9 protein-coding genes are annotated in these 17,377 nt (G+C 42.8%); 5 read left to right on the top strand and 4 right to left on the bottom strand.

The window, feature by feature from the left end; genetic code table 11:
- Positions 1-255: 255 nt before the first annotated feature.
- Entirely contained in the window at positions 256-2,232 is a 1,977-nt protein-coding gene (locus ACA086_RS12185) for a putative porin (protein ID WP_371003601.1), read from the bottom strand.
- Positions 2,233-2,416: 184 nt separating this feature from the next.
- Between ACA086_RS12185 and ACA086_RS12190 the strand changes: the two genes are divergently transcribed.
- From ACA086_RS12190 to ACA086_RS12200, 3 genes are all read left to right on the top strand, one after another.
- A complete protein-coding gene (locus ACA086_RS12190) occupies positions 2,417-6,733 on the top strand; it encodes a thrombospondin type 3 repeat-containing protein (protein WP_371003602.1) in 4,317 nt (1,438 codons plus the stop codon).
- Positions 6,730-7,437 carry a hypothetical protein gene (locus ACA086_RS12195; RefSeq protein ID WP_371003603.1) on the top strand — a complete coding sequence of 236 codons (708 nt, stop codon included), beginning with the start codon at positions 6,730-6,732 and terminating at the stop codon, positions 7,435-7,437. Before ACA086_RS12190 ends, ACA086_RS12195 begins: the two co-directional genes overlap by 4 nt.
- 73 nt (positions 7,438-7,510) lie before the next feature.
- Positions 7,511-8,179: a hypothetical protein gene (locus ACA086_RS12200; protein WP_371003604.1), complete on the top strand. Its 669-nt coding sequence runs from the start codon at positions 7,511-7,513 to the stop codon at positions 8,177-8,179.
- 263 nt (positions 8,180-8,442) lie between these two features.
- Here ACA086_RS12200 and ACA086_RS12205 read toward each other — a convergent pair whose 3' ends face one another.
- The 3 genes from ACA086_RS12205 to ACA086_RS12215 are packed head-to-tail and all read right to left on the bottom strand — an operon-like array spanning position 8,443 to position 13,819.
- A complete protein-coding gene (locus ACA086_RS12205; protein ID WP_371003605.1) occupies positions 8,443-9,267 on the bottom strand; it encodes a hypothetical protein in 825 nt (274 codons plus the stop codon).
- Positions 9,268-9,287: 20 nt separating this feature from the next.
- Complete coding sequence (locus tag ACA086_RS12210) at positions 9,288-10,790, bottom strand: RagB/SusD family nutrient uptake outer membrane protein (RefSeq protein WP_371003607.1); 1,503 nt, start codon at positions 10,788-10,790, stop codon at positions 9,288-9,290.
- 14 nt (positions 10,791-10,804) lie between these two features.
- Complete coding sequence (locus ACA086_RS12215; protein ID WP_371003608.1) at positions 10,805-13,819, bottom strand: SusC/RagA family TonB-linked outer membrane protein; 3,015 nt, start codon at positions 13,817-13,819, stop codon at positions 10,805-10,807.
- A 212-nt stretch (positions 13,820-14,031) separates the two neighbouring features.
- Between ACA086_RS12215 and ACA086_RS12220 the strand changes: the two genes are divergently transcribed.
- Positions 14,032-14,634 carry a ribonuclease HII gene (locus tag ACA086_RS12220; protein ID WP_371003609.1) on the top strand — a complete coding sequence of 201 codons (603 nt, stop codon included), beginning with the start codon at positions 14,032-14,034 and terminating at the stop codon, positions 14,632-14,634.
- Between the two features lie 27 nt (positions 14,635-14,661).
- Entirely contained in the window at positions 14,662-17,112 is a 2,451-nt protein-coding gene (locus ACA086_RS12225; protein WP_371003610.1) for a ribonuclease HII, read from the top strand.
- The last annotated feature ends 265 nt before the right edge of the window (positions 17,113-17,377 follow it).

The raw sequence follows: 17,377 nt of genomic DNA on the forward strand, positions 1-17,377 counted from the left end.
GTTAAAAACTTCCAAAGTAAATCCGAAAACCTACCCCTTCTGCTCTAACAAATTCGCTGTCTACCAATATATCAATGAACTTTTGTATTCCTCTTCTCACCCAACGATCCCTCGCTAAGCGGGTGCAAATATAGAGCCATTTTTTTGGTTGCACAACCCCAGACGATAAATTTTTCTTAAATGAAAAAATATCCTGCTAACCCCTTGAAAATGAGCATTCCTTTCTCAAAGAATTTTTTTGTAGTCAATAAAAAATCAAGAAAAGAAATTCCAGACAAGCCCAAACCTGATCACAAAGTCGCGATACGGATAAGAAGGTGCCGAATAAAAAGTGTTCCCTGTAAAAGATGAATTAAAGTGTTCTGCCTTAAGATAGACTCGAGTCTGGCGTATTTTGGCATTGATAAAGAAGTCGAGAAGAGGAAATGCCCCCAACTCTTCCCTGTTCTGTACATAGAATTCCCCAAGTAAAGGATTGTAAGCATCCATTGTATAAGAGGTAAAATATTTAAAGGTTACGCCGGTTTGCAGGAACATAGCATTCTTAAATACATTGGATGAATAGTACAGCGTATTGCGCGTTACCAGTTGGGGTACATTGAGCACCATATTGCTCTGACTCACATTCTGATACATAAGGGTATTGTTCAGGGCCCATTTTCCGAATTTGAACTCCTTTGCGTATTTTACCTTCAGATGATTTACCGAATTGCCTTCCTGCTTTGGCGTGACATAGGCATTTTCTTCTCCGTCTGCAATTTGCTGTTCTGTGGCATTGGAGGAAAAGTAGGTATAATTATCAGTAGTGGAGTACTGAGCCATTAACTCCCCCCAGACCTGCGAGCTTAAACTAAATTTTAAACTCTGTACATTTTCATTTTCAAAAGTATTGCTGTTGTTCCAGTTGTAATTGGTGTATTCCGACTGATAGAGTAAAAAATTAAAATTAGGCATCCTGGAAGAAGAATGAGCGCTAAATCCAATCTCATGCTTCTCATTGAGTTTCAACTTAGCCGAGCCGTCAAAAACATAATTCGTAAGATCTCCCGTGATCCCGTATGCCAGTTCCCCATCCAGAGAAAAACCACCTATTTGTTTACTGTAACTTCCTCCAACAGCAATCTCATCCCCCCTTAACTGATTAGGGATCGTCTCATCCTCAGTGATCAGTATACTGTTAAAGTAATAATCGTACTGATAGAGGTTCACAAAGCCCTTCAGTGTACCCAGTAATTTGCTGGAGTAATCAAGACTTAAGCGGTTGTACAATGTCTTTAAAGTGGCTTTGTCATCAATCGGAGAAATGATAATGGATCCAAAATAATCATTCTGAGCATTCTGCTGGAATTGATAATATTTTGTTTCATAGGAAAATTCGTGGCCAACCCCCAAAGAAGTGTTCCTTAGTGAGTCCCTTTTGCGGGCAAGAGCGTAACGATGGTCGAGATAGTATCTCTTACCCAAAACCTTGTTGTTTGCATTGGTAAAAAATACATCTAATCTCGATCTGTCCTGGAATTCAGGATCTTCTGATTCAAACTGCAATTCCTTATCACTCAAGCCCCCATTTTCCTCTCCTAAAATATCCTGTGCTGCAATATGTGCCCTGAGAGCATATCGGCCATTCCTCGAGAGATAATTCGCCGTTGTCCTGAAATTTCCCGACTCATTCTCACTGTACAGATATTTCCCAAGAGAGCGAAAGCCTTTATAGGCAATGGAAAAGTTTAATCTGGGAGAAGTGTTAAAAGTGAGCATGGCATCAAGCATCTGTCCCTGCTCGAAAGTGGTCTTAAAAAACAGATCGGTCATAGGAGTCGGGACATTGTAATATGAAATGTCCTCTACTTCGAGATAATTGAAATGTCTTGCCCTGGCACCCAAAGCTGGATATAAGCCCGACCTTTCCAGGTCTATACCAAGTCTGTTATAGGGTTGACCTATATTGGCAAAAGGCATAAGTTCAAAATCATCACGTCTAAGGAAATTGTATTTATACTCTTTCTGGATGGTTAGTGTTGTATCGAGAAATGTGGTGTCCCTCTCATATGAAATGATCTTGTATTCTTCTATTCTCGTTATCGATTCACTTTTATCCGTCGCCTGAGCTTGTTGAAGGTTTCGCTTTCTGAACTGAGTTGAGTCTTTCTGTTTTCCCGGAGGGGGCAATTTATCCTGCGCTGCTGCTGGAAGGCATACCAGAAAAAGTAATACTATATATAGGTATCTCATAAATTCGATCACTCGCACAAAGTTACTTTTTTTTAATACTAAAGAAGTGTGAAACTTTTATAAGAAAAACATATCATTTCCCTATCTTGAAGGGCTTTTATATAAAATTCCTAAAAAAAGGGGTTTTAGAACTAAAAAAATTGAATAATCCTGTTTTTTTCTGGATATTAGTCAAAAAAATTAAATGATAAGAAAATTACTTCTTCTCTGCCTCCTGGCGGGCTTCTCCTCTTTTGCCCAGTACAACCAGAATGCGCCCTGGCTTGCGGGGCCTGACGGGAGCAAAATGGGTGAACGTCCTGTAGATCAGCCAATGACGATTTACGAAATCTCAGAAGCTTTTAACGAATATTGGAAGAACCGAGATAAAGATGCCAAAGGAAGTGGATACAAACCCTATAAACGCTGGGAGAATTATTGGATGCATTTCGTAGACCAACAGGGCTATCTTCCCAGTCCAGAGAAATTATGGCAGACATGGGAGAATAAACAAAATCGCAGCAACATGGAGACCAATCCTACCAGTTCATGGTCTACAATAGGCCCTGATGCTGTAGGTATTTATTCCGGAAGGCTCCCCGGAACAGGAAGGACCAATGCCATAGAAGTAGATCCCAATGATCCCAATACCTGGTATGTAGGTGCCCCTGCCGGTGGGATCTGGAAAACCACAGATGCCGGTGCAACCTGGACCAATCTTTTTGACGATTTTCCACAGATCGGTGTTTCAAGCATAGCTATCGATCCTCGTAATTCTAATATCATATACATTGCTACCGGCGATGACGATGCCGCGGATTCATATAGTGTTGGTGTTTTTAAATCTATAGATGGGGGTGCCAGCTGGCAGGAAACCGGACTCAACCCTTCTACCTCTAATGTAAGTACTTTGATGACCGTGATCCTCATCGATCCAGACGACTCAGATATCTTATGGGTAGCAACTAATACCGGACTCTATAAAAGTACAGATGCAGGCGTAACATGGGGAAGCCCATTACTCTCTGGGTTTATCGCCGATTTAAAATTAAAACCCGGTGATGCCAATACAGTCTATGCGGTCGTAGGCCGTTATTTAAACCGTTCTGGAAATGAGGTTACATTTTACAAATCCACGGATGGGGGGCAGACTCCTTTTGTTGCCTTAGATGATCCTATTCTCCCGACCAGCTCGGGACGTGCCTTGTTAGGAGTGACAGCTGCAGATCCTGAGGTACTCTATATCCTAACCGCCAATACGAGTTCGAGTAATCATAGCTACCAGGGCTTATACAAGTCGACAGATAGTGGAGCAACATTTACCGAAAGTCCGAATACAACCAATATCATGGAATCGAGCCAGGCCTGGTTCGATATGGCTTTTGAGGTTTCCCCCACCAATGCGAATGAGCTTTATATGGGCTGCCTCAATATCTGGAAAAGTGTCAATGGTGGAAATTCTTTTACCCGCCTCAACCAATGGTTTGTGAATGATGCAGCCTACACCCATGCCGATATCCATACCATTAAGATCTTTAACGGACAGGTGTTTGCCTGTACAGACGGAGGAATCTACAGATCGACCAACGGAGGGGGTAGCTTTACAGATTACACTAACGGGATGGCCGTTGGCCAATTTTACCGACTTTCAGTTTCTCCGGATAATTCATCTAAAATGATCGGGGGGCTACAGGACAACGGAGGCCAGATCCTTCAAAACGGGCAATGGAATAATTACCACGGTGGCGATGGGATGGACAATGTGATCGACCCGAACAATGACAATCTGGTATACGGCTTTACACAATTTGGAGGCTCCCTGAATATTTCGTCCAATTCAGGTCAGTCTATCGGCTTTGTAGGTCCACCCAGGGATGATCAAAACGACCCAATACAAGGGAATTGGATTACCCCCCTGGCTATCAGTAGTACCGGTGATGTATATGCCGGTTTTGATGCAGTTTACAAATTAGAAGGTAATAGCTGGCAAAAACTATATACTATCCCAAGTACTCAAGGAGGCATCGATGATTTGGAAGTGGACCCTACTAATCCTTCAGTTCTTTATGCTGCCGAAGGTACATTTGTCCAGCGTAGTGATGATGGCGGCCAGACCTTTAGCGCCTTCTTTAATGCCGGGGCCGAAATCTCGGACATTGCCATCAACACAAATGATGGTTCTGCTATCTATGTTATCACTTCCTTGCGCGTGGGCAGGTCTCAATCTGAGCAACAGGGTGTTACACGAAAGATTTATAAAGTTCCTGTAAATGCCAATGGTGATGCAGGCCCTGATGAGGATATCACTTTTAACATTCCCACCGATCAGGCATTATTTTCTATTGTACACCAGGGCAGACACACAGATAATCCTATATATGTTGGAACAAGTTTAGGGGTATATCGAATAGACGATACTCTAACGGAATGGGAGGATTATTTTACCAATCTTCCAAGCGTTGCTGTGAGCGACCTCGATATCAGCCTTGATGATGAATTAATCACAGCCTCTACGTACGGAAGAGGAGTTTGGCAATCGCCGATTCCTATACAGGTACCAGACAACGATGTGCGCTTGGTTTCTTTATCCCCGGCCAATGGTTTGGTCATCTGCGGGGAAATCATTCCTGAAATAGTGGTGGAAAACAACGGCCTCAATCCAATTTCTTCGGTAGATGTAAGTTACACTGTTGATGGAGGTAGTCCACAGAATTTCAATGCTCCGGTTACGCTGAACAGCGATGAAACTACGACCATTTTATTACCGTCACTCAATCTCACCACTATTGGAGAGTATACCCTCCAGGTAACTGTGTCAATTTCCAATGACGCCTTTGAGGACAACAACGAGATAAGTCATTCCTTTTTTGTCAATGGGTTCGGAGTTGGGGACGCCATCAATACATTCGAATCCACCGCCGATGCCCTCAATACATTTAATGACGGAGGCGGATCGCCTTTGTGGGAAAGAGGCCTGCCTGAAGGAAGCCTGCTGAACCAGGCCAGTTCCGGCACACAAGTATATGGCACCAACTTAAACGGCAACCATCCTGATGGAACCATTGCCTACCTGGTGAGCGATTGTTACGAAATGTCGAGTATACTAGCCCCCGTCCTGAAATTTCAGATGGCCTATGACCTTGAGATCAATTTTGATATTGTCTACGTTGAATACACTACAGACGATGGAGCCAACTGGCAGGTGCTGGGAAGTATTGATAGTCAGCCCAACTGGTACAACAGTGACAGGACAAACGCCAGTTCAGGAGCTGATGACGATTGCCAGAATTGCCCCGGAGCCCAGTGGACAGGAACAGATGCTACCTTAACTGAATATGCATATGACTTTACAGCCAATGCCGCACTAGGTGAAACCGATCTTACGGCTGAACAAAATGTCATTTTCAGGATCGTATTTCATTCAGATCCCTCTGTAAACCAGGAGGGGGTTATCATAGATGACCTTGTAGTAGAAGGGTTTCAGGATGATGATGACGATGACAACGACGGAATCCTTGATGTAAATGATAACTGTCCCCTTGTAGGTAATGCCAATCAGATAGACACTGACGGCGACGGCCAGGGAGATGCCTGTGATACGGATGATGACAATGACGGTATATTGGATACAGAGGATAATTGCCCACTGGTAGCCAATCCTGACCAGGCAGATGCAGATGGAGATGGAATTGGTGATGTATGTGACGATGATGCTGATAACGACGGCGTACCCAATGCAAATGACCTTTGTGATAACACACCTCCGGGTACAGTAGTTGATGTAACCGGTTGTGAGATATTCACCCTCCCTACAACGAACTTTAGTTTACTTACGGTTGGGGAGACCTGTACCGCCAATAATGATGGAAGTATAACGCTCAATGCTGTGGAAGTCCTGAATTATACTGCGACAATTACGGGAAGCGGACTTAATGAAAGTCAGAGTTTTAGCGACAGCCTCAGCTTCGAGAATCTCAGCGCGGGGACTTACGAAATTTGTATAACTGTGGAAGGACAGCCTGATTACGAGCTTTGTTATTCAGTTAATATTCCAGAGCCTGAAGACCTGTCAGTCTCTTCAAAAATTGATTCATTTGACAATAAGGTTACTCTCGATTTATCCGGTGGAAAATCGTATACGATCAACCTGAATGGAGAAGTCTACCGTACTTCTGAAAAAGAGATTACCCTGCCCCTTTCCCAGGTGGAAAATACATTGACGGTTAGGACAGACAAGGATTGTCAGGGAGTATACTCGGAAACGATTATGCTGAGTTCAGAATTGCTGATTTACCCGAATCCTATTTCTTCAGGAGATCTCAACATATATCTCGGAAACAACAGTTCTGAACAGGTGGAGGTCGCTTTATTCGACCTGAATGGCCGTACTGTCTTCAGAAAGCAATACACTGCAGAGAACAATGAAATCCGATTTAATGTCGATGCTCTATCCAAAGGCATCTATTTATTGAATATCAAAACATCTTCAGGTTTGATGAATTATAAAATCATTAGAAAATGAAATACAAACTAAGCTTTTTAGGGCTTCTTTCTGTAATGCTGCTCTCCTGTGGGGGTGGAAGTGATCCGGATCCTGAACCGGAACCACCTATGACGGTTACTCCCCCCTCGGCAGCAACCCTGATCTTTCCGGATAACAATACGGAATGTAACGAGGGAACAATAATTAATGATACCCAGAGTACGGTAACATTCCGTTGGACAGATGCCCAGAATGCAGATAATTATGAACTGAATATCAGGAATCTGGATAATAACAATACCGCACGTACAAACGCCAGTACAAACAGTGCAGAGATTATCCTCTTGCAAGGTGTACCTTATGAGTGGTATGTGATTTCCCTGGCCGATGGCACAAATGAAACGGCTACCAGTCCTACCTGGCGATTTTACAATCAGGGTCCCGGAGTTGAAAATTATGCCCCCTTCCCTGCAGACGTGGTAAGTCCGGAAAGAGGTTCTACCGTAACAGCTTCAGGTACTGTAAGCCTGGTTTGGGCTGGAAGTGACGTTGATAATGACCTAGAAGACTATGAAGTGTTATTTGGCACTGATAGTTCAGCCTTAGTCTCCCTTGGCACTACTACAGATAGCACCCTTGACGCTACTGTGGTATCCGGGACGGTCTATTACTGGCGAATTGTTTCCCGCGACAGTCAGGGGAACACCTCTCAGTCAGAAATCTTTGATTTCCAGGTGCAATAATGACAGTTTTTTCTTATAAATTCCAAGCTGGAATGGTATTTGATACTTTTCTGGCAACTAAAACAATGAATACATGATTAAAAAAAATCTAATGCTGGTTTTTGCCCTTGGTGCTACGTTTACCTATGCGCAAAACATTGAATTACCTACAGAATTTATCAGTAACACTACCCTTGGGGGTGTAAATAGCGGACTGCCTGCCAATGTACAGGGATCTCCCTATGCCAATGAGGAATTCGTACTGGGAAAAGTCTATGCCAAAGGACAGGATCCATACAATGGACTACTGAGGTATAATGCCTATCAGGACGGGATCGAAATGAAGACTGATAAAGGAATTATAACCTTACTGAAAAGAGATTATCTCAGTGCTGTTATTGAAGGCAAGCACTATCGCATCGAAAACTACAAGAAAAACGGAGCTATCCGCAAGACGTACTTTGTTGAGATGAATAAAGGGAATGCCCGTTTACTACTAAAACAAAGTAAGAAGTTTGTCGAAGAACGCGCTGCAACATCCTCTTATTCCAAAGATAAGCCTGCTAAATTTGAAGATGACAACTCTTATTACATTATAACTGAAGGTAATCCGGGGATTGAAATAAAACTGAAGAGTAAAGACGTGATTTCTGCTTTACCTGATCATCAGAAAGAAGTGGAGGTATTCGCCAAAAAGAACAAATTAAAGATGAAGACCGAAGAAGAAGTTATACAGGTATTGGCTTATTATAATTCACTCTGATTCTTCATCATATTATGAGTTAAATTAAAGCCCCTCTGAGAGGGGCTTATTTTTGTCGTACATTTTCAGCAAGAAAAGTCAATGAGCTTTAGGCCCGCTTGCTTGCATCTGAATCATTTATAAATAGTGTCGCCCTGATTTAGATCCCACTAATTGAAAGCTTCCTTTCTACTATTAAATTAAACTCCTTGTTACTTCCCTTATTGGCATAAAAAAACCTGCGATAAATATCGCAGGTTTTAATTAAATATTACTATTCAGACTTACTGTCTGGTAAATGTAAATTGATAAGGTCCAAACTGCGGGCCTAATTCACCAGTTACCTGAAGTTCTCCAATGCTCTCATCATAAGATGAACCATCAGTTACTAGTACGGCAAATTCAGCAACTACCGGGTCACCTCCCTCAATCAGGATAGCACCTGAGCAAGCCAGAAACTGGAAAACGGTACCATCAGGCAAATAAGTGTTGAAACCTGCACTGTTGGTTACAACCACTTTTGTACCTGAAGCATCTCCTGGTTGCAATGCCATTTCAACCTGATAGGATTCGCCAAAGAAATCAACCAATCCAGAAGGAGCGTTTACACCATCGGTGAAGTTTTCAAATACAGTGAATGTACCTACAAAAGCATTGATGTCAACAGGACAGTCATTATCAACAATGGTGATAGTTCTTGAGGTGTTGAAATTACCTTCTCCTCCTATACCGATAGGCAAGGAATTTCCTGAAGACAATTCAATAACAACATCTAAATCTCCATCCGCTGCAACGTTATCAACAGGAGTAATAGAAATATCTGCCGAAAATTCCCCGGCAGGGATATCAATAGTCCCTGTTGCAGGAGTAACCACAAATCTGCTAGGATCTGAAGATGTCACTGTAAAGCTTACAGAGACTCCTGATTCATTGGTTCCTGTTCCTAACAATACCTGGGTAATGATAGGATCTGTCGTATCTTCCGTAATCGTTCCGGTCTCAGCTGAAAGCTGGATAAAACCTTCCGGAGTGTCGTATACTAATAAGTCTTCCTCACAAGAGGTAAGCCCTACAAGAGCTAAGACGATAAGTGCAATATATTTTTTCATAATGTGTCTTATTTTAATTATTAGTATCCTGGGTTTTGTTGCTCACGAAGACCTGGATTCGCATTGAATTCTACGATAGGCAGAGGCAATGTAAACCTGAAATCTGACGCAGGAAGCGTACATGCTCCGTTAAATGCACAGTCAATCGGATCTTTTAACACGCCCTGGTTAGCACGTGCTCCCAATCTCTTGAGATCTTTGTAACGGTGTCCTTCAAAAGACAACTCAATTCTCCTCGCATCCAGAATGGCTGCAAAAGCTTCTGTTTCGTTGGCAAATACCGGTAAAGTGGTATCGGTTCCAAAACGGGCATCGTTCAACTGCTTCAATAAAGCGGCAGTAGAATTGGTAGCTCCGTTGATGCTTCCGGCATCGGCATAGGCTTCAGCACGGATCAGTAACATCTCTGAAGAACGGAATACTTTCAGGTCGTTCATCAAAGGCTGACCTTCAGATCCGGGATACTTCTGAATCACAAGGATATCAGTTGCAGGGTCGTTATTAGTCGCGTAATCAGGATCGATCAGACTTGTAGGAGCTACATTCACGTCGTAACGAATATCTGCAGGATCTAACAAGTTAAATAAAGAACGTCCCATTTCAAAATATGGAGAACCTGCCAGCGTAGCATCTACGAAAGCGAAACGAGCTCCGGCCCATCCACCTGCAGCAGGACTACCTGTGGCACCTTGTCCGTCATAAGGGTCGTTGTTTGTCCTTTCCAATTTAAAGATGATCTCAGTATTGTCAGTATCGAGGAACATAGCCTCATACTGCGCTCTGTTTGCCAGACCGTATTTGTCTAACAACTGCTGACTTAAAGTAGCTGCAAGAGTATAATTCCCTCTGTAAGCGGCCATTCTTGCCCTTAGTGCGTTCACAGCATCGATATTCATAAAAGTAGGGTCGCTGGTATCTGTACCTAACAAGGAAGCAGCACGATCCAGATCGTCTCCGATTAATCCGAAGACCTCACCGTTGGTGTTACGCAATAACTGCTGATCTATAGTAGGAACAAAGTCCACAGCGATCACACCAAGTGCATTGTCATCCTCATAATTTGTCGTGTAGTACGACTGAAGGAAGAAATGAGCAAGTGCCCTTAAGGCATAAGCCTGTCCAAGGATACTGTTATACTGATCTTCTTCCCCGGCTTCAGGGGTTATAAGCTCTGCAGCTTCGATAAGCCTATTCGCAGAGTTGATCGCACCGTATGCTCCTACCCAGAATGTGGCAGGGGCTGTGCTACCGGCATTTAATACGAAGCCGTAATCGGCTAGTCCCTGACCTCCGTTATCGAAACCGATAGAGAGTTCATCGGTAAAGATCGAACTAAAGGCGATCTCACCGGAAAGGTCGTAATTGGCATATACTCCGAAGAGTCCGGCCTGAAGATCCGCTACGTTTTCGAAAGCGGCATCAGCGTCCAATCGTCCTGGCTGGTCAATATCAATCGCATCGTTACACGCAGCGAGAACGGTGACCAAACCAAATAGATAAAATAGTTTTTTATAATTTTTCATTGCTCTTTTTATTTTTAAAATCCTAATTCGAATCCTACTGATAAAGTCTTAGGCGTTGGATACAAGCGTGAAGTATTGTTCAACGCCTCTGCATCAAACCCTCTCCATTTTGTAATGGTAAACAAGTTTTCCGCGTTTCCGAAGATTCTCAGTCTGGATAATCCTGTCCCTTCTAACAGTCTTGCTGGGAAGCTGTATCCAATAGAGGCAAAACGCAGTCTGATATAATCAGCATCTGTTATGTATCGGTCAGAAGCAAATGAAGCCCTGTTAAATGCATCATATGCCGGAATATCAGTAATCCTGTTATCAGGAGTCCATGCCCTTAAAAGGTCACGGGAAGATCTGAACTGTCCAATATTATCAGGGTTCTGGAATCCTGAAAGATCAAAGTCGAATCGATCTACCCCAACGGTGTAGTTAAACTGGGTCTGGAAAAAGAATCCTTTGTAATCCAGATTAAATCCAAAACTTCCATTGAAATCAGGGTAGATGTTTTTATCTAACCACACACGATCTGTATCAGCATCAGGGTTCTCAGTGATGTTATCATTAGCATCGAGGAACAACAGGTTACCATTGGCAGGATTTACCCCTGCATAACGGATGGAGAAATACTCAAAGAGTTTTCCGCCATTTCTACCAGTTCCGATGAGTTCCCCATCTTCACTAGGCAATTCGTCTAATTCCTGCTTGTTGTAGTTCCCAACAAAGTTCAGAACCAGGTTTACCCCGTCATCACCTCCGTTAAGGATGTTGTAGTTCAGGGTAAGGTCAACACCAGTGTTGGTTAAGGTTCCTGTATTAGCATCTAATTGAGTAACTGCGTTGATTGCAGAAACCGGAGTACTCTGGAACAGATCCGAGGTTTCTTTAACATAACCATCAACACTACCTCTCAACCTGCTGTTAAACAACTCAAAGTCGATACCAACGTTACCCTGGGTAACTGTTTCCCATCGTAAGGTTGTATTTGCAATCTGAGAAAGGAATATGGAGTTGTTGTTTCCATATCCAGATCCGGTTGCAAAGAAGTTTCTTGTAAGGTCAGGTGCAGAGAAATAGGTATTTCCTGATATCCTCTGGTTACCTGATGTACCGTAAGAAGCTCTCAATTTCAAGACATCGAAAAATGAGTTTTCCATAAAGGCTTCGTTATCGATATTCCATCGACCAGCTACAGAGTAAAAAGTCGCGTAACGGTTACTTCCCGCGAAACGGTAAGAAGCATCACGTCTGATCGTTCCGGTGATCCCGTAACGCCCGTCGTAATCGTAATCAGCCTGACTGAAAACAGAGAACAAACCTGCGTTTCTGATGGTTGCAAAAGGATTGTCCACAAACAACTGAGCGCCTGTGCTTTGATCTACAAATGCGGGAATAAATCCGGCTCCATCACCTGGAAAGAATGTTTTTGGGTCAAGACCGTTCTCACGGAAACCAAATGTTCTGAGGTGTGCCTTAAAGTATTCTGAGTATACTCCGGCATCCACAGTATGCTTACCCCAGGTATTGTTGTAATTTAAAGAGGTAACCTGGTTGTAACTAAACTGCCTAATGGAAACCTGATCCTGATAACCTGAAGTTGGGTTTTCAGCTCCACCGAACAAAAGGGCGTTAAAAGACGTTGGCCCTTCAGCTTCTGTCTCAATCTCATTCTGATAGTCAGCACTCATGGTTACGTTTGCAGAAAGGTTGTCAGTAATTTGATAACCGGCCTGGAAACTACCTATCAACTTAACTTCTTCCTCTTTACGAGTAAAAGTCTCTAATCTGTCGATAAGGAATAAAGGAGTGTTAGAGAAAAGGAGGGGAGATAAAAGATCTGCTCCGTTTGTATAATCATCAGGAGTAATATAAGGTACTGACTGATATGCACCAAGGATATAGTTCCTGTTGATCGCTCCTGAACCAATTGAATTTGGTTCATTTGATTCTGAATAGTTAATTGTCAGATTCGTACTGTAGTTAAACTTTTCATTTTCAGACTTACCCGTAGTATTACTACGAATACTGAAACGCTTAAGGTTTGAATCCTGGAGAATACCTTCCTGGTCAAAATAACCAAGGGAAGTAAATTGTGTAAAGTTTTCACTACCTGACTGTAGGGTAACCGTGTGGTTCTGGGTAAGACCTGTATCGAAGAAATAGTTTGCCCAGTCAAAGGTTGGTGCAAGGGCGATTTCCTGGTCGGTGAGTGTAGCACCACGACCAGCGCCTCTAAGGGCTTCCAGGTTTAACTGCTCCTGAGAATCCATAAGGTTATAATCATTATCCTGTAGCGTACTAAAACTCAAAATCCCCGTGTAATTGACCTGGAGACCCTGGTTAAAGCTACCCTGACGGGTTTTGATCACGATAACCCCGTTCGCACCCCTGTTACCGTAAATGGCGGTTGCCCCGGCATCTTTCAGTACAGATACCGATGCGATATCCTGTGGGTTTAAACTCCTGAAGTTGTCTTCATCTACCGGTACGCCATCTATAATATAGAGCGGCTGAGTGTTACCATTAATAGACGTAACCCCACGAAGGTTTACATTTGAGGCAGCACCGGGCTGTCCTGTTGATGTGGTAATGTTAAGACCTGCTACCTGTCCGGAAAGCGTCTGAACAAAACTCGCGTTTGGTCTGTTCTCAATAGTCTCAGCACTAATCGTTACCGATGCAATACTCGACTTTTCCTTGGTAGAGTTACGATACCCCTGTACTACAACTTCCTGTAGTGCCTCAGCATCATCTTCCATTTGAACATTCATGGTACTTTCAGCACCTACTGTTCTCGTCACCGTCTTTTGCCCCAGATAACTATACCTTAATACCTGTCCAACGCGGGCAGTGATGGTATAGTTTCCGTCAAAATCGGTCTGTGTTCCGGTAGTCGTTCCTACAACTAAAACCGCAACACCAGGTAGCGGCATACCGTTCTGGTCTGTCACAACACCTGAAATACTTTTCTCTTGTGCAAAAGAAAAGCTCATGCAGAGCACCAATAATGGTGTCAACATCCATGTTAACTTTGATTTCATTTAATTAGATTTTTGAATTAGCCAGCTGCAAAAGTGATAATTATAAGTTAATTTTCCAAACAAGAAGTGAAAGCGGAGTTAAGCCTTGTTAAAATATGGTCATTTATTATTAATAATGTAATATTTTGGGTCTTTTCTTCAGATTTTATTAAATATTTTAACGAATTTATTTGTATAAGAAAATTCTTAACTTCCTCATATTCAGTAATTCGATGGGTGTATTAAAAGGATATCATCGCTTTCTGTACGAAGCTGGTACAGACGAAGCCGGAAGGGGTTGCCTGGCCGGTCCGGTTACGGCCGCAGCCGTTATTCTGCCCCCCGGATACGATTCAGGATTACTAAATGACTCCAAGGTGCTTTCCGAAAAACAGTGCAGATTGATCGGAGCCGAAATAATAACCAATGCCCTTAGTTATGGCATTGTCCATATCGATCCTGCAGTTGTAGATGAGATTAATATATTGAACGCCTCTATCCTGGGGATGCACAAAGCACTTTCAGCACTCAGTACCGAACCTCGCCATATCCTTGTAGACGGAAATCAATTTAAACCCTATGGTAATTTTTCACATGAATGTATTGTGAAAGGTGATGGGAAATTTATGAGTATTGCCGCAGCCTCCGTGCTGGCTAAAAATGCAAGGGATGATTATATGTCAAAAATCCATGAAGAATACCCTGAGTACAACTGGCGACAAAACAAAGGATATCCAACCAGGGAGCACCGGAAGGCTATTCATAAATTTGGCCTGACACCTTACCACAGAAAAACTTTTAAAATTAAGAATGATCAATTATCACTTGAACTTTAAAATCCTAAATTTGTTTAAAATTAATGCATGAGAAGTATCCTGGCGATGGGAATCATCGCAATCCTCTTATCAGCCTGTAATCCTCTGGAAAGTTCCGAACTGTCTCTTGAAGATGCTATTCCTGATAATGCCGCCCTGATCTTTAGGGTGAACGACCCCACTACCCTGAGACTCGATTTGCGAAATTGTGATTTCGTCCTGCCATCTTCAAGGGGGGAAAAGGAACCCAACCTGATGCATCTTCTGGAAGAACTAAAAGGACTCACCACTGAAGATCCTGGCTATCTCGTAGCCCTGCCCAATGCCGCGGACAGCCTTTCTTATATTTATATTTCAGAAATTCCCCCTGCCAAACAGGTATCAGACAGTCTTTCTACCAGGGAGCACGTGGATGAAAAAGATGACGATGTTGAAGAATTGGAAGAGGTTTCCACTCCATGGTTTTCCTCGGAAACGGCTTCCCTGAGGTTTTCAGGAAAGGATTCCCTCTTGATCACGGAGAAAAAGTGGCTGAAAACGGCCACTCATCCCGACAGGGAATTGGTTCGACTTCTCCGAAGTGCGGGGCAGGGAAAAACAGCCTCCCTTTATATTCAGGCTTCGCAATTAGATTCGATGTATACGGGTTCTGAAGATCAAAGCGGCTCTGGCTGGACTGATCTGGCCCATTCTCTGGCACTGGACCTGCATGCTTCGCAGGATTTGCTCCAATGGACAGGCGTAGGGACCATCACAGATAGTGTGTCTACCCTACTATCGCTTTTTGCAAATACCCAACCTGTTGTTAATACGCTCGCCAGTCTCTCTCCCGAAGGAGCAGACGGCCTGCTCACCATATCCTTTACGGATGAAGCCGTTTTTAAGGCAAATCAACAAAAGCAGTATAAAGATGTAAAAGTGGCCGATACGCTGTTCCAGACCACAGAAGAAGTGGGTTTGGTTTTTCAGGGCACCAATAAAGCTGTCTTAATCAATACCTATGGGGCACTAAGCCTGTCGGAATTTTTACAGGATTCAAGGAGTTCCGTTTATGAATACCAGGGGAAGGAAATCGGAATACTGGAATCAAGTCCTCTTTTGGAAGAAGCATTTCCCTCAATTATTACTGGTTTTAAAATCACGCACTATACCGTCCTCGATAATGCCTTTATCTTTTGTGATAACAAAAGTTTTATGGAACTCATGATCCGAAATATCAATAGTGGTAAAACCTTTGATAATTCTGTGATTTATGAAAGTGCGCGATCTGAACTGGCAGAAGCCTCCTCCCTGCTCCTGATCGCCGATGGGAGGAAACTAGGTGATGAAATAAGCAAATATATCCCCAAAGCCTTACTCACTGACAACAGCTCAGACCTGCCGGAGCATGTATTTGCATTTCAGCTGGTAGCAGACAGATCGTTCTGCCACCTTAATACCTTTGTAAAAAGAAAATCGAGTTCACGCAAAAAACAGGGTGTGGCTCCACTTTTCACGGTAGAATTGGATGCACCCCTTGCCACAAACCCACAATTTGTCACAGACCACCGCAATGACAAAAAAGAAATTGTAGTTCAGGATACAGAGAACAACCTGTATCTTATCTCAACATCAGGGAAGATATTATGGAAAAAAGCCCTTGAAGGACGAGTACAGGGTAGGATAGAACAAATAGACCTCTACAAGAATGGGCGATTACAGCTCGCATTTACCACCAGCAATCAATTCCTTGTTCTCGACAGGAACGGAAGGGAAGTAGCCCCTTTCGAAATGACTTTTTCGGGACCTATCCTCAACCCACTAGCAGTTTTCGACTATGAAGGCAATCGAAACTACCGCTTTGTGGTGACCCAGGGCAGTGATATTCGCATGTTCAATGGCAAAGGGAAAATCGTGGAAGGATTTAAATACACCAAGGCAGATACAGCTATCCTGGACAGGCCCAGGCATTTCAGGATCGGGAGCAGGGACTACCTGGTTTTTAAACTGGAAGACGGTACCCTCAAAATTTTAAACAGGGTGGGTAATACCCGTGTGGCAGTTAAGGAACAAATCGATTTTTCTGAAAATGATGTGTACCTGAACAATAACAGATTTATCGTGACAGATAAAACAGGAACGCTCTTTGCTGTCGACACCAAAGGAAAGATCATAAAAACCCGTTTTAACCTTGCCGAGGACCATGGGATGGATGCCACCATCAAATCTCTTTCCCTTATGAATGACAATGAACTGACTATAAAAGGAAATAAGGCAAGCCTGGATCTGGGAGTCTATACCAAGCCCCGTATCTTTTATATTTACGACAAGATCTATGTTAGCGTAACAGATATACAGACCCAAAGAGCTTATCTCTTTGACAGCAGTGCCTTACCTTTTCCCAATTTCCCTGTTTATGCTGCATCGCCAATAGACCTATCCGATATAGACAACAACCGCAGCATTGAAATTGTAGCTAAGTTTGAGGAGAATTCTCTGATTGTTTATACCGTCAATTGAAAGAATCGATTAGCTGTCAATCCAATATTTTCATTTTTTAAATACAACTATTTAGAGTATTTTTAATAGGTACGAATTTAAGTGTTAGACCACTGCCCTAAGCTGGTTGTAAAATTCTACCAATGGCACAGACCGTTGATGACCATACGTTTAACTTAACTTCTGTAACCTGCTATTAAAAAAAGTATGTATTTTAACAGGGGCTACAACAAAAAATCAACAGCCAAATAAGCACTCAAATTGAGAGAAAGAGTTGTCATTTAAA

Origin of the sequence: Muriicola sp. E247, from assembly GCF_041358175.1 — a bacterium.
Classification (GTDB): Bacteria; Bacteroidota; Bacteroidia; order Flavobacteriales; family Flavobacteriaceae; genus Muriicola.